The following is an 18,779-nucleotide window of genomic DNA, read 5'->3' on the forward strand; positions in this document are numbered from 1 at the left end:
TCGTACTGCGCGGACGTGAGGTTGTACTTTTCGCGCAGCACCTGCGCGTGAGAGACGCGGTCACCGTCTCCGGCCGCGTAGCGAGCGCGCTTGTCCGTCAGGATGCAGGCCTTGCACGGTCTGCGGGGCAACGTCGAGTGCGGCTGGTCGTAGAAGGCGACACGGGGCTTTGTCTCCCCGCATTTCCTGCAGAACACCTCGTCAGGACCCATCACTACACCATAGTGGTCGTGTGTTGTAACCGCATAACTGTCATGGTGTTGTCATGTCGCCACACGACGCCGGCGGGCACTAATTATCGGATTGCCGATAACGGCAATCCGATAATTAGTGGAGGGGTTGGACCGGGAACCCGCGAAAGGCGACCGGCCGGGTCCGTACCTGCCGCGGCGTACCCGGGCGGCCTGACCCGGCGCGGCAGAGCCGTCGTGCGGGGCACCGCCGCGGCCGGCCGGATCAGGCCGACAACTACACTTCGGCGGCGATGGACACCCCACCGCCGGACACCGAGACCACCAGCCGGCCCTGCGCGCACTGCGGCGCACCCGTACCGCAACGGGCCGCCGCCGGCCGACCCTTCCGGTACTGCCGCGACAACGACGGGGCCTGCCAACGCGCCTCGCGCGCCAACCGGATGCGCCGCCGCGACGCGCCGGGCCTGGCCGGACAGGTCGCCCGTAGTTGGGAACTGGTCGACCGACTCGACCAAATGGTCGGCACCCTGACCGAGACGCTGCACGCCGAGCTGTCCCCCGCCGGAGTGGAACGACAGATCGCGCAGATCCGCGCCGAGGCCGCCACGGTCTGCGCAGCCGCCCACGCCGAACGCGACGACGCCCGCCGCGCCGCCGACACGGCCGCCGACGCCGCCGCCCGGGCCCGACAGGCCGCCGACACCGCCGACCAGGCCGCCACGGCGGCCCACGCCCACGCCGCCACGGCCACCACCGAAGCGGAACAGGCAAGACACGCCCTGGCTGCCGCGAACACCGCCCGCGACGAGGCTCGCCGCCAGGCCACCGCCGACGCCGCACTACGCCGGCAGTCCGACGCCGATCGCGACGCCGCCCGCGACGAGCTGCGCACCGCCCGCGCCAGACACGACGCCGACCAGCGCACCATCGACACCCTCACCCGAGAACGGGACACCGCCCGCGACGCCGCCGACCGCGCGACCCGGGCCGCCGCCGACACCGCCGCCCACATCGACCAGCTGCGGGCCGAGATCCAGCGGTCCGGCGAGCAGACCCGACGCGACCGCGCCGACCTCGACCGGGTCCGCGCCGACGCCGCCCACTGGCAGCGGCAGGCGCGCCAGGCAGCGCGGGATCGCGACACCGCGCTCGCGGACGTCACCGCCGCCCGGGCCGCCGCCGAACAAGCCCGGCGTCAGCTCGCCGACAGCGAAAGCCGCGCCGCCGAGCTCGCGGACCGCCTCGCCACCGCGCACACCCAACGCGACAACGCGCAAGCCCGGTCCGACGAACTGCTGCGCCAGGTCACCGACCTCGCGGCGACACTCGCCGCGCTGAGCTCGTCACGCCAGCCAGCGGGTGGCGAGCGGACGGCGAGCGGGACGGCCGACTCGACCCGGCAACCTGATACCACCCTCGGCCCACCTTCAGGCGGTGACCCACATCGCACGTGACCGGCGGACGGTGTGGGAAACTCTGTTAACGGGATGTTTCATCAGGCGTGGCGGAGGTGCCACCGGACCGAGACACGGCCGGGCACGCGCCAGGGCCGGATACGCTCGCACGGGCACGTCCCGCCGGCCACGCCACGAAGTTAGGCGGCGGGAATCGCCTGACCTGGACACATCGTTACACCAGAAGACCAGCACCACGACCGAGGGGATAGCCGATCATGGGCGAGCGCATGCTGCGCGGAAGCCGTCTGGGAGCAGTCAGCTACGAGTCCGACCGCAACACGGAGCTCGCGCCACGCCAGACCCGCGAGTACCTCTGCGCCAAAGGCCACCAGTTCGAGGTGCCGTTCGCTGTCGACGCGGAGGTCCCGGTGACCTGGGAATGCAAGTTCGACGGCAGTGTCGCCCGGCTGGTCGACGGCAGCGAACCCGAACAGAAGAAGGCCAAGCCGCCACGTACGCACTGGGACATGCTGCTGGAGCGTCGGTCCATCGCCGAACTCGAAGACATCCTGGCCGAGCGGCTCCAGGAAGTCCGTAACCGGCGCGGCGGCGTCTGACCGACCCGCACCGAGCAAGCGATGCCTCCCGTCCGCCGGCCACCCGGCGGACGGGAGGCATCGCCGTCAGGACCCCCGAGACGCCGGTCAGGACCGACCGGACGAACGCCCGTCAGGACCGACACCTGACCTTGTGGCCGGAAACGTTGGCGTCACCGGCCGGCGACCCTCAGCGCCGACCCGGATCAATGATCTCGCCCTCGACGGTGGGACCCGGATCAGCCGGCGACGACGGACCATCGGCGGCACCCGCCGGAGACGGCCCCGACGGCGTACCCGGATAGACTCGCACCCGACGGGGCCCGAACATGTCACCAGCCGCCGCCGACGACAGCCGCCGTTCCGCCGCCACCTGAATCCGGCGGCGGACCAGACGCCGCACCGGCGGCACCGCGAGCACCGTGCCGAACGCCCCACTGACCAGACCGGGCGCCGCCAGCAACAGTCCCGCCGCCAACCCCAGCAGCCCGTCACTGACCTGCTCACCAGGAGGCTGGCCGGCCTGGGCCGCCGCCCGGAAGCTCCGCCAGGCCCGCGTCCCCTCCCGCCGCAGCAACACCATGCCGGCCACCGACGCCACCAACGTCAACAGCAACGCCCACAGATAGCCGATCCACTGCGCCAGCAGCACGAAGACGACGATCTCCAGCACCAGACCGGCGGCCAACGCCACCGGAACCACCTTCAACCCTCGGCGCATGTCACCTCCCGCGCGATCCGGTCATGGCGTCACCCGTCCAGCATGACACGGCCCACGGTCACGGCCACCGCGCCGCCGACGTGTCGCGCCGCCCGGCCAACCCGTCCCGCCGCGCCCGCACCCCCCACATCGTCACCCGCCACAACGCCTCACGCACGATCGACGCGCTCATCTTGCTGGCGCCCTGCTCCCGCTCGGCGAACGTGATGGGCACCTCCACCACCCGGAACCCTTCCCGGTAGGCCCGCCACGTCAACTCCACCTGGAACGCGTAACCCTGCGACGCCACACTCGTGTAGTCGATCTTGTCCAGGACCGGCAGCCGGTAGACCCGGTACCCACCCGTCGCGTCCCGCACCGGCATCCCCAACGCCAACCGCGTGTACAGGTTCGCGCCCTGCGACAACACCCAACGGTGCCGGGGCCAGTTCAACACCTCACCACCGGGCACCCACCGCGAGCCGATGACCACATCAGCCGAACGGGCCGCGTCCAACAACGACGGCAACTGCTCCGGCGCGTGCGAACCATCGGCGTCCATCTCCACGACGGCGTCGTAGCCGTGCTCGCGCGCCCACCCGAACCCCGCCACGTACGCCGCGCCCAGGCCCTGCTTGCCCGGCCGGTGCAGCACGTGCACCTGCCCGTCGGCGGCCGCCAGCTCGTCGGCCACCGCCCCGGTGCCGTCCGGCGAGTTGTCGTCGGCGACCAGCACGTCGACCGCCGGCACCGCGGCCCGGACCCGGTCGACGATCACCCGTACGTTCGCCGCCTCGTTGTACGTGGGAATGACCACCAGCACACGACCCACGCCGGGATACCCCTGCGCACCGCCAGCCGCCGACGCCGCTCCGCTCACCGTGCCTCCGAATCCGATTCGACCGCCCGCCGCCGCGACCACCCCGCCGCGACCATGACCGCGCCGGCGAGAACCACCAGCACCATCTCAGGCCAGAAACCCAACCGAGTCGCCAGCGTACGCGTCGCGCCCACGTCCATCTCACTGACCACAGCCGCCGCCGTGTTGAACCGCGTCGCCTGCGACACCCGCCCATTGTGATCGACAAACGCCGATACACCAACGGTCGAGGCCATCAAACCCGCGCGACCGTGCTCCACCGCCCGCACCCGCACCATCGCCAACTGCTGGCCGGCCTCGGCCGCGTCGAACGTCGCGTTGTTCGTCTGCACCACCACCAACTGGGCACCGCCGGTCACCGTGTCCCGCACCAACCCGTCGTACGCCACCTCGAAACAGATGACCCCGCTGACCGACACCGGACCCACCCGCAACACACCCGGACGGTCACCGGCCACGAAATCCGACCGAACCCGGTCGACCTCCTCGCTGACCATCCGCGCCACCCGCCGCAACGGCACGTACTCCGCGAACGGCACCGGATGCCGCTTCACGTACACCTGCTCGACGTCCGGACCCGCCCCCGGCTCCCACACCAGGCTCACGTTACGCACCTCACCCGGCTGCGGACCATGCAGCAACGCGCCCACCAGGATCGGCACCCCGATCGCCTCCGCCGCCTCGTCGATCGACGCCCGCGCCGCCGCGTCCCGCAACGGATCGACATCACTGGCGTTCTCCGGCCACACCACCAGATCCGGCGCCGGCACCTCACCCGCCGCCACCCGCCGCGCCAACCCGACCGTACCCGCCACATGGTTGTCCAGCACCGCGCGCCGCTGCGCGTTGAAGTCCAACCCCATCCGCGGCACGTTGCCCTGCACGATCGCCACCGTCACCGTGCCCGCCGACCCACCGCCCGTCGGCACCAGCAACCCCACCACGGACACCAACCCGGCCACGGACACCAACCCGGCCACCGACACCAAACCACGACCCCACCGCCAACGCCGCCACACCGCCGCCGCCAGCGCACCACCCGACACCGCCACCAAAAACGTCACCAACGGCGCCCCACCCACCGACGCCACCGCCAACACCGGCGCGTCACCCTGGCTGAACGCCAACCGACCCCACGGGAAACCACCGAACGGCGTACGCCCCCGCAACGCCTCCTGCCCCACCCACAACAGCCCCGTCACCACCGGCCACACCACCCAGCGCGCCCGGTCCACCAACCCCGACACCCACGCCGCCGCCGACCCCAACACCGCCAGATACGCCGCCTGCAAACCCGACAACAACACCCACGGCAGATTCCCGGTATGCAGATTGGTCCAACTCAACAGGGGCGCGAAGAACACCACCCCCGCCAGGAAACCCAACCCCGCCCCCGCGCGCAGCCGCCGACGGTGCACCGCCACCGCCAACGCCGCCACCCCCACCGGCGCCAACCACCACCACCCGTACGGCGGAAAAGCCCCCAGCAACGCCAGACCGGCCACCACCGACGCCATGACCGCCCACGGCAACGGCAACGGCCGCCGACCGCCACCGACGACGTCGACCACCCGACCCCGCCGCGGCACCTCGGCCACGTCCACCATCGTCACGTTCCGTCCCCAACCCGTACCCGAACAGCATCCGGACACCCCGGATCCATTCGACGAAGGCTACCGGCCCCGGCCACACCACCGCGAAGACGCACAGCCTGCCGAGACAAAATCGGGGCGCGACCGGTTGGCCGCGCCCCGTGCTCCCAGGCCCCTCCCCCGCCGGTGCGGCAGACGACCCGCACGGCGACCTTCGGACCGACCAGCCGGGGACTGGCTGCCCCCGGCGGACCGTTGTCTACTGGCCCCGCGCGACCCTCTGCCCGAACACCGGAAGACGCGGCCGGTCCGCGCCGCCTCGCCGACCCTCGCCCACTGGACCTGGCCGATGCGAACCACCACCGTGGCGAACCCACGAACAGCGGACCCCGCACCGCGACAAGAACGTCGCTCGGCCAGCGGACGAAGAAACGAAGCGAACAACAGCCGCTTCCCGTGGTAGGACTCAAAGACGGTACGTGCCCCACCCCCACCGCTGTCAACCCGAGACGTGGCGACACACCACACCACGGCGTGTCGCCCGGCGTGTCCCCACGCGCAGCAGACCGAACGGCAGCAGACCGAACGGCAGCGCGTCGGACCGTCCAGCGGCCGCCCGCCGCCGGCATCCCGGTGGCCACCGGGATGCCGGCGCGGCTCACCCCGGCAACAGGTACCGCTCCACCAACCCCCTGGCCGCCCGCGGATGATCCGCCGCCAACAACCCGGCCGCAGCCAACACGTACTCCCCGTCCACCACCGGCACCGCCGCCCGGGGCACCAGCCACCCACCGCCCCGATCCGCCGCCACCGACTCCAACACCCCCACCGCGTCCACCGACGCCGCCGCGCGCAACACCCCACCGGAACCCACCAACCACCGCACCCTGCGCAGATCCCGACCACTGTCCGGCACCCGCTCCTCGACCCGCGCGTGCCGCCGCACCGCCACCAGCGCCGCCAACCGCGCCAACCGCAGATCCACCGCCGACGGCGGCCCGTCACCCGCCGCCACCCGCCCCTGGCCGGCGGCCCGCGCCGCGACCGCAGCCGCCAACCCGTCCGCCTCACGTCCCGTCACCAACCGCTCCGCCACCGCCGCCGCGACCACCCCCGACGCCCCCGACCACACCCCCAGATCACCCTCCACCGTCCGCGCCCGCCCCCACCAACCAGCGACCTCCCCCACCGGCCTCGGCTCCGCCGCCCCCGGCAACGGCACCGCCTCCACCACCGAATACACATCCGTCGTCGCCCCGCCCACATCCACCACCAGCAGATCAGCGCCGGTCACCCCGGCCAACACCTCCACCCCGGCCAGGACCGCGTCCGGTGTCGCCGCCCGCACCGACGCCGCGAACCGGCCATCACGCGACAACCCCTTACCGCCGATCACCCGCCGAAGGAACACCTCCCGCACCGCCGCCCGCGCCGACCCCGGCGCCAGCACCCCGATCCGGGGCAACACATTGCCCGCCACAGCCACCGGCACCCCCGCCTCCGCCAACACCTCCGCCGCCCGCGCACCCCCGTCGGCGTTACCGGCCACCACCACCGGCACCGCCAATCCCGAACCGGCCAACCACCCGGCGTTGTGCAACAACACCTCGACGTCCCCGCCGTCCGTACCGCCCACCAACAGCAGCACCTCCGGCCGCGCCGCCCGCAACCGCGCCACCTCGACGTCGTCGAGCCACCCCGCCGACACCCGCACCACCCGGGCACCCGCCGACAACCCCACCCGCGCCCCCGCCCGCGCCGTCACCAACTCCTCGTAGCCCACCACCGCCAGACGAAGCCCACCCCCCGCCGACGAACACACCAACCACGGCACCGCGGCGACGTCGACACCGGCCCGCGCCCCCGCCCGCCACACCGCCGCCACCAACCCGTCCCACACATCCGTGGCCGCCGTCGTCGGATGCGCCGCCGTCGCCCGCAACATCCCGTCAGCCGAATCGACCACCGCCACCTTCGTGAACGTCGACCCCACATCGGCGCAGACCACCACACTCACCCGGCACCACCCGCCGCCGGCACCACCACCGTTCCCACCGCCGACACCGCCAACAACGGCGGATCGAGCACCTCCGCCGCCGACACCCCCCGGTCCGGTCGCCCCCGACACACCACCACACACTCGAACCGCACCGTCCGGCTACGGTTGCCCACCCGTACCACCGTGCCGGTCGCCGCCACCACGTCCCCAGCCCGCACCGGCGCCACGAACCGCACCTGCTCGTACCCGGCGAACAACCCCTCGTCACCGTCACCGCGCACACACAACTCCGTCGCCACGTCGCCGAACAACCCCAACACGTACGCCCCGTCCAGCAAACCACCCGCGTAATGCGCGTGCCCGTACGGCACGTACCGGCGATGCGTCGCCGCCAACCCGATCAACCCGGTCACCCCGCCACCCCCACCCGACGACTCACCACGTCCACCACCGCGTACGCCAGATAACTCGCCACCTCACGAGGCGTCGTCCCCCGACCGAAGATCCGATCCACCCCCAACTCCGCCGCCATCAACTCGTCGAACCGTGGACCACCCACCACCAACACCGGCCGCCGCGCCGCCGGCACCGCCTCCCGGAACGCCGCCGACATCTCCCGAACGTTCACCAGATGCGCGTCCCGCTGCGTCACCACCTGCGACACCAACACCGCGTCCGCCCGCTGGCGCACCGCCGCCTCCACCAACTCCGGCACGGTCACCTGCGCCCCCAGATTCGTCACCGCGAACTCCCGGTAGTACTCCAGACCCTTCTCACCCGCGATACCCTTCACATTCAAGATCGCGTCGATACCGACCGTGTGCGCATCCGTGCCGATACACGCGCCGACCACCGCCAACTTCCGCCCCAGACCCGACCGCACCGCCGCGTTCACCTCCTGGGCGCTCAACAACGGATAGTCCCGCTCCACCACCCGCACCGCCGACAGATCCACCAGATGATTCACCCGGCCATACACCACGAAAAACGTGAACCCGTCCCCGACAGCGGTCGCGTGCACCACCATCGCCGGATCGATCCCCATCTTCTGCGCCAACTGCACCGCCGCCCCCTCCGCACGCTTGTCGAACGACACCGGCAACGTGAACGACACCTGCACCATCCCGTCACCGCTGGAATCCCCGTACGGGCGCACCACCTCACCCATCGGACCTCCCCACACCACCGGACTCCAACAGATCCGCCACCGGATTCAGATAATCCGCGGCACGCGCCACCACCCCGTCACGCCCCTTCCCCCCGTCCGCCGGACGCCGCATCACCCCGAACGTCCCATCCCCGATCGCCCCCAGCAACGACCCGTCCGCGATCCGCTCCAACAGCTCCACCGCCTCCGCCAACACCCGCCCCGCCCGCCGCTGCACGAACCCACCGGGAGCCGGCGCGAAATCCTCCGCCAATCCGCCCGCCGCACCCACCACGTACCGCACGTTCTGCAGCGCGATGTCCCGGTCACTGAGCCACGGCGTCGCCACCGCCTCCGTCATCATCCCCACCAACAAGATGCTCTGCCCGGTCAACACCCCCGCCAGATTGAAAAACCCGTTCAACAAATTTCCCCGAAACACGTCACCCGTCATGTGACGCGTTGGCGGCATCCACTTCAACGGGGCATTGGGAAACAGCTCCCGCGCCAACAACGCATGCGCCAACTCCAACCGGAACGACTCCGGAACAGCCGGATCAATCTCGAACGCGTGCCCCAGACCCAACTGCCAGTCCGCCAACCCGGCCTCCACCGCGAAATACTCGTTCAACAACTGCGACACCGTCACCGTGTGCGCCGCCTCCACCGCATCGGCGGTCGTCAGATAATTATCCTCGCCCGTGTTGATGATGATGCCCGCACGCGCATGAACCTGGCGGGAAAAACGCTGATCCACGAACGTCCTGATCGGATTGATATCCCGGAACAAAATCCCGTACATCGAATCGTTCAACATCATGTCCAACCGCTCCAACCCCGCCAACACCGCCATCTCCGGCATACACAACCCCGAAGCGTAATTCGTCAAACGCACATAACGCCCCACCTCAGCGGACACCTCGTCCAACGCCGCCCGCATCAACCGAAAATTCTCCTGCGTCGCGTACGTCCCCGCGAACCCCTCCCGCGTCGCCCCCTCCGGCACGTAATCCAACAACGACTGACCCGTCGACCGAATAACCGCGATCACATCCGCGCCAGCCCGCGCCGCCGCCTTCGCCTGCACCACATCCTCATAAATGTCCCCGGTCGCCACGATCAGATAGATCCACGGCCGCCCCGGCGGATCCCCCCACCGCCCCACCAACCGCTCCCGCTCCGCCCGACACCGGTCGACCCGCGCCACCCCCGCCGCCGCCACCGCACCCGCCAACCGCCGCGCCACCCCCGCCTCGACCCCCACCGGCACCCTGAACCGCACCGCCCCCGCCGCCGCCTCCTGCGCCAACCCCGTCACCGCCGCCGAATCCACCCCCGACACCCCCGCCCGCACCAACGCGTCACACACCGGCACCGCCACCCCGTGCGCCAACCCCACCTGCCCCGCAACCACATCCACCAACCGGTTCACCCACGGAATCCCCTCCGCATCCGCCCCCACCACCCCCATCAACCGCAACACCGCCCGCTCCACCGACACCGTCGTGTGCGAACACGCCAACGCCACCACCGGCTCACCGACCCGGGCCGCCAACTCCCGCGCCCGCCCCACCACAGCGGCGTCCAACCCCAACAACCCACCCATCACCCACCCACCCCCGCCATCGGCGACCCCGCCGCCACGAAAATCTCCCGGCCACGCGACACCGTCCGCAGACACCGCGGCAACGGCGTCGGATCCGCCGGCCCCCGCAACTCCGGCTCCTCCGCCACCAACACCGGCAACCCCTGCGACACCCCCGCCGGAGCCGACCACACCGCGAACGTCGCCGCCGCACCCGGCGCCAACACACCCTCCCGCGACGTGTCCACCACCCCCGGCGCCAACGCCCGCCACCCACCCCGGGTATGCGCCGCGAACGCCGCCCGCACCCCCAACCGCGACCCCGGATGGAAATGCGACACCGCCGCCCGCACCGACCCCCACGGATCCAACGGCGTCACCGGCGCGTCCGAACCAAACGCCAACGCCACCCCCACCCCGTGCAACGCCCCGAACGGATTCGACGCCAACGCCCGCCGCACCCCCAACCGCGCCGCGTACATCTGCCCAGGACCACCCCACAACCGGTCGAACGCCGGCTGCACACTCGCCACAATCCCGTACTCCACGAACCCCGCGATCAACGCCTTGTCCACCAACTCCACGTGCTCCACCCGATGCCGACCCGCCCGCAACCGCTCCACCCCCACCTCCCGCGCCGCCAACCCGAAACCCGCCACCACCGCCGCCACCGCCGCGTCCCCGATCGCGTGAAACCCGCCCTGCACCCCCTGCCGCGCGCACTCCACCAGATGCGCCGCCACCTGCCCCGCGTCCAAAAACGCCGAACCACAACCCCCACCATCGACATACGGCTCCGACACGTACGCCGTCCGGGACCCCAACGCCCCGTCCGCGTACAGATCACCACCCGCACCCACCGCCCCCAGCTCCCGGGCCCGCGCCACCCCCATCAACTCACCCCAGTAGCCGTACACCTCCGGCAGACCATCACCGGACAACCGCAACACCCCGACGAAGTCCTCCTCCGACGACGTCCCCGGACCACCACACTCGTGCACCGCCGCGATCCCCAACCCGGCGGCGGCCGACAACGCCACCCGCTGCGCCGCCACCCGCTGCGCAGCGCTCAACGAACCCAACGCCACCGCCCGCACCGCGTGATGCGCTTCCTCCCGCAACCAACCGACCACCGCACCCGACGCACCCACACCCTCCACCCCGGTCCCCGAGCCAGCCGCCACCTGCGGCACCAACGCCAACATCTCCGACGACACCAACGCCGAATGAATCGACGCCTGCGACAGATACACCCGCCGACCACCCGCCGCCGCCGACAACCGCCCCGCGTCCGGCGGCACCGGCACCCGCCACGTCGACTCGTCCCACCCATGACCCAACACCACCGCGTCCGTCGGCAACCCCGCCGCGAACCCCGCCACCCGATCCAGCAACTCCTCCGCCGACCGCACCCCGGACAGATCCAACCCCGACAACACCAGCCCCGTATCCGTCGCGTGCACATGCGCGTCCACGAACGCCGGCGTCACCACCGCGCCATCCAGATCCACCACCACATCAGCGGGCGGCGCCTCCGCGTCCACCCCCACCCAGGAGATCACCCCGTCGCGCACCACCAACGCCGTCGCCCCCGGAACCGCCGGACAATACAGCCGCCCACCCCGGTACAGCACCACCGGCAGATCAGCCACGTCACCACGCCCACTCGTCGTCATGGTCATCAGTCTGCCGCCAGCCGAGCCTCGAACAACCCCCGCACGCCAGGCTCAGCGGCGAACAAATCCAGCGCCATCCGCGCATGACCCGGCACATAGCCGTTGCCCACCAGCATCGTCACGTCAGCCGCCAGGCCCTCCGCGCCCAGCGCCGCCGCCGCGAAACTCGTCGCCATCGAAAAGAACACCACCGTCCCGGCGTCCGCCGTCGCCAACACCGCCCCGTGCTCACAACCCGGCACATCCACACAGACCACCGTCACGTCCGCGGCCGCCCCCAACGCCTCCCGCACGGCCGCGGACACCGCCACCGGATCCCGGGCGTCCGCGACGACCACCGCCGACACCAACCCCGCCGACACCAACCGGTCACGTTCCGCCACGGTCGGCACCACCCCGACCGTACGGCCGGCACCCGCCCGCCGGGCGGCAGCCAACGCCAACGCCCCGCTCTTACCGGCACCACCCAGCACCGCCACCCGGACCCCGGCCCGCGCGTCCGCCGGCCGCTGCGCGCGGACCACCCGGTCGGTCAACGCCGGAGCCCCACACACGTCCAGGACCGCCAACGCGTACCGGTCCGGCAGGTCCGCCGGCAGCGCCGCCACCACGGTCCGCCCGAACAAGATGGCATGACCCGCACACGGCACCTGCTCGCTGAGCCCGTCCCACCCGGCGAGGTCGTCGTCGACCGCCAACGGAGTCAAGGTCAACGACACCAGGCTCGCCACCCGGTCACCCACCCGCACCGGTGCCGTCGCCGCCGGACCCACCGCCTCCACCGTGCCGATCAACATCCCGCCGGACCCGGTGACCGGATTGTGCATCTTGCCGCGCCGGCCGATGATCTCCCGTACTTCGGCCCGGACCGCCGCCCCGGCACCGGCATGCTTGTCGCGCAGCTGACGGAAGCTCGCCGCGTCCAGATTGAGACGCTCCACTCGGATCCGGAGCTCGTCGTCGGCGATGTCAGGACTGGTGTCCAGCCGCCACGCCGCCTGCGGCAACACCCCGACCGGCTCGATCACCCGATGCAGACCCACCGGCGAGGACGCGTTCCCTGCCACGCGGCGCACCTCCTCCTATCCCGGCGCCACACCATCGGGCAACCAGCAGCGATAACCACGGTCATAGTCTCATCGAACAGGAAGACTTACGGCAGACTAGTTCCTAGACAGGAGATTATCCAGTACCGTTCGGAGTGCAGCAACCATCCGACGGCACCACACCCCGCCACCGGCCACCAGGAGGTCGCCATGCCGCAGCCCATCCCGGCCGACACCAGCCGCGCCGGCATCGCACCCCCGCCACCGCACCAGCCCTACGAGTACCGCCGCCGGGAACTCACCGAACCCGACTGGCGACGCCTACCCGGATGGCGCGACGTGACCGCCGACGAGTGGCAGTCGGCCCAGTGGCAACGCGCACACTGCGTCAAGACCACCGCCCAACTACACGCTGTGCTCGGCGACCTCGTCGACGACGGGTTCTACGCCGACCTCGCGGCCGACCAGACGGGGCACGCCACCATGTCGATGCTGATCACGCCACAGATGATCAACACGATGGTGCCGGACGCCGCACCGGACACCGGCACCCTGCGAGCCGACCCCATCCGGCACTACATGCTGCCGTTGGCCTCAGACCGACGTACCGATTGGCCGTCCCACCCGTACGCCAGCCGCGACTCCCTGCACGAACACGACATGTGGGTCGCCGAGGGACTCACCCACCGTTACCCCACCAAGGTCCTCGCCGAACTGCTCGCCACCTGCCCGCAGTACTGCGGGCACTGCACCCGGATGGACCTGGTCGGCAACTCCACCCCCACCGTCGACAAGCTGCGGCTCACCCTCAAACCCGTCGCCCGCTACGACGCGCACATCGACTACCTCCGCCGACACCCCGGCGTCCGCGACGTCGTCGTGTCCGGCGGGGACGTGGCCAACCTGCCCTGGCGTCATCTCGAGGACTACCTCATGCGGCTGCTGAGCATCGACACCATCCGGGACATCAGGCTCGCCACCAAGGCGTTGATGGGTCTGCCGCAACACTGGCTGCAACACGACGTCGTGGCCGGCCTGGAACGAGTCGCCCGCACCGCCGCCCGCAACGGCGTCAACCTGGCCATCCACACCCACGTCAACCACGTACAGTCGCTCACCCCCCTGGTCGCCCGCGCCGCGCAGACAGCCCTCGACGTCGGCGTCCGCGACGTCCGCAACCAAGGGGTGCTCATGCGTGGCGTCAACGCCGACGCGTCGGCCCTGCTCGACCTCTGCTTCGCGCTCCAAGGCGAAGCCGGCATCCTGCCGTACTACTTCTACCTCTGCGACATGATCCCCAACGCCGAACACTGGCGGGTCCCGGTCTGGACGGCCCAGCGGCTGCAACACGACATGATGGGCTACCTGCCCGGCTACGCCACCCCGCGGATCGTCTGCGATGTGCCGTTCGTCGGCAAACGCTGGGTGCACATGCTCACCGAGTACGACCGGGAACACGGCATCTCGTACTGGACCAAGAACTACCGGACCTCGATCGAAACCGCCGACGACGGCGTACTCGACCGGCGTTACGCCTACTACGACCCGATCGACACGCTACCGGCGGCGGGTCAGGACTGGTGGAGCCGACAGCACCGCGCCGCCCGCGCCTGACGCCCCTGCCGGCAGCGACCTGACGCACCGCGCGCGGGCGGCACAACGGACTGCGGCCCAGACACCGCATCGGTGTCTGGGCCGCAGTCCGTTGTCGTACGCCACCGCGTCGACGGCAGCGGTCAGCCGTTCAGAGCGTCCTTCGCGTTGCGGCCGGCATCCTTGACGTGCTCGCCAGCCTGCTTGGTACGCGCCTTGCCCGCCTCGGCGGCACCTTCGGCGCGCATCTGCTCGTTGTCGGTGGCGGCGCCGTACCGCTCCTTGGCCTGGCCCTTGAGCTCCTCGGCCTTGTTCGTCGTCGGAGCGGATGGGGGTGCGGGCGGTGTCGGCGCTGGCGTGGGCGGCGGTGTGCAGCCGGGACGGGCGGCGGGCGCGGGCCCGGATCGGCCGCTACGCGGTGGCGGCGGCGACGATGCCGGAGGCGGCGCGGCGACCGGTGTTCGAGGCGGCGTTGCCGGCGTCGGCGTGGCCGGATCGTCCGTTGTGGGTGACGGCGGTGGACGCGGTGACCGGCGAGTTCGTGGTGTTCGACGGTGGTCCGGTGGATGGCGGCCCGGTGGACCTGGTGGACGCGGTGGGGGCGAGTTGCGCGGTGCCCGGTGTGTGGCCGCCGGTGACGATCGGTGGTCGGCGGTTCATGGACGGCGGGATGCGGTCGGCGGCGAACGCGGATCTGGCGGCCGGGTTCTCGTCGGTGGTGGTGCTGGCGCCGATCACGTGGGGCCTGGGGTGGTTGCCGCCGGTGTCGCGGCAGGTGGCGGGGTTGTGCTCGGGTGCGGTGGCGGTGGTGACGCCGGATCGGTCAGCGCGGCGGGTGATCGGGCGTCGGTTGCTGGATCCGGCGCGGCGGCCGGGTGCGGCGCGGGCCGGTCGTCGGCAGGGTCTGGCGGTGGCCGACGTGGTGCGGCGGGTGTGGAAGGCTGCGGGCCGGTCGTCGGGCTGATCGGTCGGGGGTCGCTTCGAGGGTGTCGGCGGCGGCTGGTAGTAAGGCAGGAATCAAACAGGTGTACGGAAGAGGTCGAGGGTGCTGATGGCTGCTGCCGCGCGTACCGGTGCTGGTGGGTTGACGGGTGAGGAGTTGGAGGTGATCCGGGAGTCGGTGGCTGCTGGTCGTCGGCCGAAGGTGATGTTCACCGAGGCGGCGGGGCAGATCGCCGGGCAGACGGGTCAGGTGGTGGGGTTGCTCGATCCGGCGGTGTCGGATGAGTGGGTGGTGGTGCGGTTCGGCCGTGACGAGTTGCCCTTCTCCCCCGCTGATCTGATGGTGGCGCCGCGTGGTGCGGGGCGTCGGGCGGAGCCGGTGCGGGAGGGGTCGCCGAAGGAGGATTCTCCGCCGGTGGTGGAGCCGGAGTTCAAGTTGGGTGAGCCGCCGCTGGTGGCGTCGTCGCCGGCGCGGCGTGAGTCGAGTGGTCAGCAGCGGGTTCGCGGGGAACAGGAGTCGGTGGTGGACGTGGACGCAGTGGACAAGCCGGCGCGGCGGGCGTCGAAGGCGGCGCGGCCGAAGGCGCCGGCGGGGTTGACGGTGACGTTGGCGTACGCCGAGGGCGAGTGGACGGTGGCGGCGACGCAGGGCAGCAAGGCGTTGGCGAAGCCGTACGTGATTCGGCCGGCGGAGGCGTTGCGGATGGTGGCGTTGGTGGATGTGCCGGGGGTGCAGGAGGCGGTGGAGCAGATCCTGTCGGCGGAGCGGGCGGAGGCGGAGCAGCAGGCGGAGAAGCTGCGTTCGGAGTTGGCGGAGATCGAGGCGCGGTTGGCGGAGTTGCGTGACGTGGGGTGAGCGGTGGTGGTCGGGTCGGTTCGGCCCGGCTGGTGGGTCGGTGTGACGTCGGATGCCCCGGGTGGTTGCCCGGGGCATCCGACGTGTGCGGGTGTGGTGGCGCTGGTCGGTGGGGTGGTCTCGCCGGTCAGTGGGTGGGGAGGTCGGTGACGCTGACGCGGCGGCGGAAGACCCAGTAGGTCCAGCCCTGGTAGAGCAGGACGACGGGGGTGAGCAGGGCGGCGACCCAGGTCATGATCGTGAGGGTGTAGGTGGTGGAGGCCGCGTTGGTGGTGGTGAGGGTGCCGGCGGGGTCGCTGGTGGAGGGTAGGACGGTCGGGAACAGGGCGGTGAACAGGGCGGCGACGGCGAGGCCGATGGCGGTGGCGGTGCCGGTGAAGGCCCAGCCTTCGCGGCGTACCCGGTTGGCGGCCAGGGCGGCGACGAGGGCGAGTGCGGCGGCGACGGCGAGGCCGACGGCGGTGGGGTTGGCGCGGATGGTGAGGGTCCAGGTGAGGAACGCGACGGCGAGGGCGGCGGCGCCGATGCCGGTCCAGCCGGCGACGGTGTTGGCGCGGCCGCGGATGTCGCCGGTGGTTTTGAGGGCGAGGAACACGGCGCCGTGGGTGACGAACAGGGCGGTGGTGGTGGTGCCGCCGAGCAGGGCGTACGGGTTGAGCAGGGTGAGCAGGGTGCCGGTGTATTCGTGGTCGGCGTCGAGGGGTACGCCGCGCACGATGTTGGCGAAGGCGACGCCCCAGAGGATGGCGGGCAGCAGTGAGCCGATGAAGATGGCGTTGTCCCAGCGGTTGCGCCAGTGGGGTTCGTCTCGTTTGTCGCGGTATTCGAAGGCGACGCCGCGCAGGATGAGGGCGACGAGGATGAGCAGCAGGGGCAGGTAGAAGCCGGAGAAGAGGGTGGCGTACCACTCGGGGAAGGCGGCGAACATGGCGCCGCCGGCGGTGAGGAGCCAGACTTCGTTGCCGTCCCAGACGGGGCCGATGGTGGCGATGGCGGCGCGGCGTTCGGGTTCGGTGCGGCCGATGAGGCGGGCGAGGACGCCGACGCCGAAGTCGAAGCCTTCGAGGATGAAGTAGCCGGTGAACAGGACGGCGATGAGCCCGAACCAGACGGTGGTGAGTTCCACGAGGGGTCTCCGGTGGGTCAGTGGGTGGCGGCGAGGGGCCGGGCTGAGTTGGCGTCGGTGTCGTCGCGGTCGTCTGGTGGGGGCTGGGGTGTGGTGTCGGGGAGGCCGGCTTTGGCGTAGCGGATGAGGAGTTTGACTTCGATGGCGGCGAGGGTGGCGTAGATGAGGGTGAAGGCGGTGAAGCTGGTGAGGACTTCGGTGAGGGAGACGCTGCGGCTGACGCCGTCGCGGGTGAGCATTTCACCGAAGACGATCCAGGGTTGGCGGCCCATTTCGGTGAAGATCCAGCCGAAGCTGTTGGCCAGCAGTGGCAGGACGGGCAGGATGAGGCCGGCGCGCAGCAGCCAGCGGCCGGTGGGGGTGCGGCCGCGGCGGGTGGTCCACAGGGCCCAGAGGGCGATGGCGGCGGCGGCGAGGCCGAATCCGATCATGAAGCGGAAGCTCCAGTAGGTGACGGGGATGATCGGGGTGTAGCTGCCGGGTCCGTACTGGGCGGCGTATTGGGCTTGGAGGTCGGTGATGCCGTGGACTTCGCCGGTGGGGTCGCCGGTGGCCAGCCAGGAGAGCAGGTACGGGATTTTGAAGGCCCAGATTTCGCGGCTGCCGTCGAGGGTGCCGACGGTGACGACGGAGAACGAGGCGGGGCTTTCGGTGGTGTAGAGGGCTTCGGCGGCGGCCATTTTCATGGGTTGGACCTGGGTCATGATTTTGCCTTGGATGTCGCCGGTGCCGATGACGGCGGCGGTGGCGACGATGGTGGTCCAGGCGCCGAGTTTGGTGGCGGTGCGGAAGGCCGCGGTGTCGGGGCCGTCGGGGTGGCGGATGAGGTGCCAGAGCGCGACGGCGAGGATGAGGGCGCCGGCGACCATGAAGCAGCCGGCGAGGGTGTGGGGGAAGGTGATGAGGGTGACTTTGTTGGTGAGGACGGCGATGAAGTCGGTGAGTTCGGCGCGGCCGGTGTCGGGGTTGATGCGGTAGCCGACGGGGTTCTGCATCCAGGAGTTGGCGGCGAGGATGAACCAGGCGCTGATGATGCTGCCGAACGAGGCGAGCCAGATGGTGGCGAGGTGGAGTGCTTTGGGGAGTCTCCCCCAGCCGAATATCCAGAGTCCGAGGAAGGTGGATTCGAGGAAGAAGGCGAGGAGGGCTTCGATGGCGAGGGGTACGCCGAAGATGTCGCCGACGAAGCGGGAGTAGTCGCTCCAGTTCATGCCGAATTGGAATTCCTGCACGATGCCGGTGACGATGCCCATGGCGAAGTTGATGAGGAATAGTTTTCCGTAGAATTTGGTGAGTTTGAGGTAGCGGTCGTCGCCGGTGCGGTGCCAGGCGGTTTGCAGGATGGCGACGAGCAGGGACAGCCCGATGGTGAGGGGGACGAACAGGAAGTGGTAGACGGTGGTGACACCGAACTGCCAGCGGGCTATGTCGAGCGCGTCCACGCGGGCTC

General features: G+C 70.9%; 17 protein-coding genes and 1 pseudogene. 5 read left to right on the plus strand and 13 right to left on the minus strand.

The genetic code is table 11. The features are described 5' to 3' along the window. Nucleotides 1-212 (minus strand): hypothetical protein (locus O7632_RS31940; RefSeq protein ID WP_278120656.1); only part of this gene is annotated, 212 nt, incomplete at its 3' end. Between the two features lie 272 nt (nt 213-484). Between O7632_RS31940 and O7632_RS31945 the strand changes: the two genes are divergently transcribed. Both O7632_RS31945 and O7632_RS31950 read left to right on the plus strand, forming a co-directional pair. After that, nucleotides 485-1,648 (plus strand): hypothetical protein, encoded by a 1,164-nt coding sequence (locus O7632_RS31945; RefSeq protein WP_278116163.1) that lies wholly within the window; start codon nt 485-487, stop codon nt 1,646-1,648. Nucleotides 1,649-1,866: 218 nt separating this feature from the next. After that, a complete protein-coding gene (locus O7632_RS31950) occupies nt 1,867-2,208 on the plus strand; it encodes an RNA polymerase-binding protein RbpA (protein WP_123601539.1) in 342 nt (113 codons plus the stop codon). Nucleotides 2,209-2,377: 169 nt separating this feature from the next. Here the strand turns inward: O7632_RS31950 and O7632_RS31955 are convergent, their stop codons facing one another. From O7632_RS31955 to O7632_RS31995, 9 genes are all read right to left on the minus strand, one after another. Beyond that, nucleotides 2,378-2,908: an FxsA family protein gene (locus O7632_RS31955; protein ID WP_278116165.1), complete on the minus strand. Its 531-nt coding sequence runs from the start codon at nt 2,906-2,908 to the stop codon at nt 2,378-2,380. A 58-nt stretch (nt 2,909-2,966) separates the two neighbouring features. Continuing rightward, nucleotides 2,967-3,767 (minus strand): polyprenol monophosphomannose synthase, encoded by an 801-nt coding sequence (locus tag O7632_RS31960; protein WP_278116167.1) that lies wholly within the window; start codon nt 3,765-3,767, stop codon nt 2,967-2,969. Then, entirely contained in the window at nt 3,764-5,284 is a 1,521-nt protein-coding gene (gene lnt / locus O7632_RS31965) for an apolipoprotein N-acyltransferase (RefSeq protein ID WP_278120183.1), read from the minus strand. The genes O7632_RS31960 and lnt overlap by 4 nt, the downstream gene beginning before the upstream one ends. 733 nt (nt 5,285-6,017) lie before the next feature. After that, complete coding sequence (locus O7632_RS31970; protein WP_278116169.1) at nt 6,018-7,376, minus strand: glutamate mutase L; 1,359 nt, start codon at nt 7,374-7,376, stop codon at nt 6,018-6,020. Continuing rightward, nucleotides 7,373-7,771, minus strand: coding sequence for a hotdog domain-containing protein (locus O7632_RS31975; protein ID WP_278116171.1), 399 nt, complete (start codon nt 7,769-7,771; stop codon nt 7,373-7,375). Before O7632_RS31975 ends, O7632_RS31970 begins: the two co-directional genes overlap by 4 nt. After that, nucleotides 7,768-8,526, minus strand: a complete 759-nt coding sequence (locus O7632_RS31980) for an OAM dimerization domain-containing protein (protein ID WP_278116173.1) — start codon at nt 8,524-8,526, stop codon at nt 7,768-7,770. The genes O7632_RS31975 and O7632_RS31980 overlap by 4 nt, the downstream gene beginning before the upstream one ends. After that, nucleotides 8,519-10,111 carry a lysine 5,6-aminomutase subunit alpha gene (locus tag O7632_RS31985; RefSeq protein WP_278116175.1) on the minus strand — a complete coding sequence of 531 codons (1,593 nt, stop codon included), beginning with the start codon at nt 10,109-10,111 and terminating at the stop codon, nt 8,519-8,521. The genes O7632_RS31980 and O7632_RS31985 overlap by 8 nt, the downstream gene beginning before the upstream one ends. After that, a complete protein-coding gene (locus O7632_RS31990; protein ID WP_278116177.1) occupies nt 10,111-11,766 on the minus strand; it encodes an amidohydrolase family protein in 1,656 nt (551 codons plus the stop codon). The genes O7632_RS31985 and O7632_RS31990 overlap by 1 nt, the downstream gene beginning before the upstream one ends. Before the next feature lie 5 nt (nt 11,767-11,771). Next, a complete protein-coding gene (locus O7632_RS31995; protein WP_278120185.1) occupies nt 11,772-12,809 on the minus strand; it encodes a zinc-binding alcohol dehydrogenase in 1,038 nt (345 codons plus the stop codon). A 213-nt stretch (nt 12,810-13,022) separates the two neighbouring features. On the opposite strand from O7632_RS31995, the gene O7632_RS32000 reads away from it, so the two are divergent. Further along, a complete protein-coding gene (locus tag O7632_RS32000; RefSeq protein WP_278116179.1) occupies nt 13,023-14,426 on the plus strand; it encodes a lysine 2,3-aminomutase in 1,404 nt (467 codons plus the stop codon). Between the two features lie 122 nt (nt 14,427-14,548). On the opposite strand, the pseudogene O7632_RS32005 reads toward O7632_RS32000, so the two are convergent. Continuing rightward, nucleotides 14,549-14,707 (minus strand): annotated as a pseudogene (locus tag O7632_RS32005) (CsbD family protein); the annotation flags it as partial. Nucleotides 14,708-14,748: 41 nt separating this feature from the next. Between O7632_RS32005 and O7632_RS32010 the strand changes: the two are divergent. Beyond that, nucleotides 14,749-15,369: a patatin-like phospholipase family protein gene (locus O7632_RS32010; protein WP_278120658.1), complete on the plus strand. Its 621-nt coding sequence runs from the start codon at nt 14,749-14,751 to the stop codon at nt 15,367-15,369. Nucleotides 15,370-15,456: 87 nt separating this feature from the next. Continuing rightward, entirely contained in the window at nt 15,457-16,203 is a 747-nt protein-coding gene (locus tag O7632_RS32015; RefSeq protein WP_278116062.1) for a hypothetical protein, read from the plus strand. Nucleotides 16,204-16,330: 127 nt separating this feature from the next. Here O7632_RS32015 and cydB read toward each other — a convergent pair whose 3' ends face one another. Together cydB and O7632_RS32025 are read right to left on the minus strand one after the other, a co-directional pair. Then, the gene (cydB, locus tag O7632_RS32020; RefSeq protein WP_278116065.1) at nt 16,331-17,329 is read right to left on the minus strand and encodes a cytochrome d ubiquinol oxidase subunit II; all 999 of its coding nucleotides are present in this window, start codon (nt 17,327-17,329) and stop codon (nt 16,331-16,333) included. A 17-nt stretch (nt 17,330-17,346) separates the two neighbouring features. Beyond that, complete coding sequence (locus tag O7632_RS32025) at nt 17,347-18,771, minus strand: cytochrome ubiquinol oxidase subunit I (RefSeq protein ID WP_278116066.1); 1,425 nt, start codon at nt 18,769-18,771, stop codon at nt 17,347-17,349. Nucleotides 18,772-18,779 lie beyond the last annotated feature (8 nt).

It is taken from the genome of Solwaraspora sp. WMMD406 (assembly GCF_029626025.1).
In the GTDB taxonomy this organism is placed as follows: Bacteria; Actinomycetota; Actinomycetes; order Mycobacteriales; family Micromonosporaceae; genus Micromonospora_E.

Bases quoted from the DNA above. Each gene is read 5' to 3' on its own strand.
- O7632_RS31985 (WP_278116175.1), bottom strand. From the start codon at position 10,111: ATGGGTGGGTTGTTGGGGTTGGACGCCGCTGTGGTGGGGCGGGCGCGG.
- O7632_RS31950 (WP_123601539.1), top strand. From the start codon at position 1,867: ATGGGCGAGCGCATGCTGCGCGGAAGCCGTCTGGGAGCAGTCAGCTAC.
- O7632_RS32000 (WP_278116179.1), top strand. From the start codon at position 13,023: ATGCCGCAGCCCATCCCGGCCGACACCAGCCGCGCCGGCATCGCACCC.
- O7632_RS31945 (WP_278116163.1), top strand. From the start codon at position 485: ATGGACACCCCACCGCCGGACACCGAGACCACCAGCCGGCCCTGCGCG.
- O7632_RS31955 (WP_278116165.1), bottom strand. From the start codon at position 2,908: ATGCGCCGAGGGTTGAAGGTGGTTCCGGTGGCGTTGGCCGCCGGTCTG.
- O7632_RS31990 (WP_278116177.1), bottom strand. From the start codon at position 11,766: ATGACGACGAGTGGGCGTGGTGACGTGGCTGATCTGCCGGTGGTGCTG.
- O7632_RS31980 (WP_278116173.1), bottom strand. From the start codon at position 8,526: ATGGGTGAGGTGGTGCGCCCGTACGGGGATTCCAGCGGTGACGGGATG.
- lnt (WP_278120183.1), bottom strand. From the start codon at position 5,284: ATGGCGTCGGTGGTGGCCGGTCTGGCGTTGCTGGGGGCTTTTCCGCCG.
- O7632_RS32015 (WP_278116062.1), top strand. From the start codon at position 15,457: ATGGCTGCTGCCGCGCGTACCGGTGCTGGTGGGTTGACGGGTGAGGAG.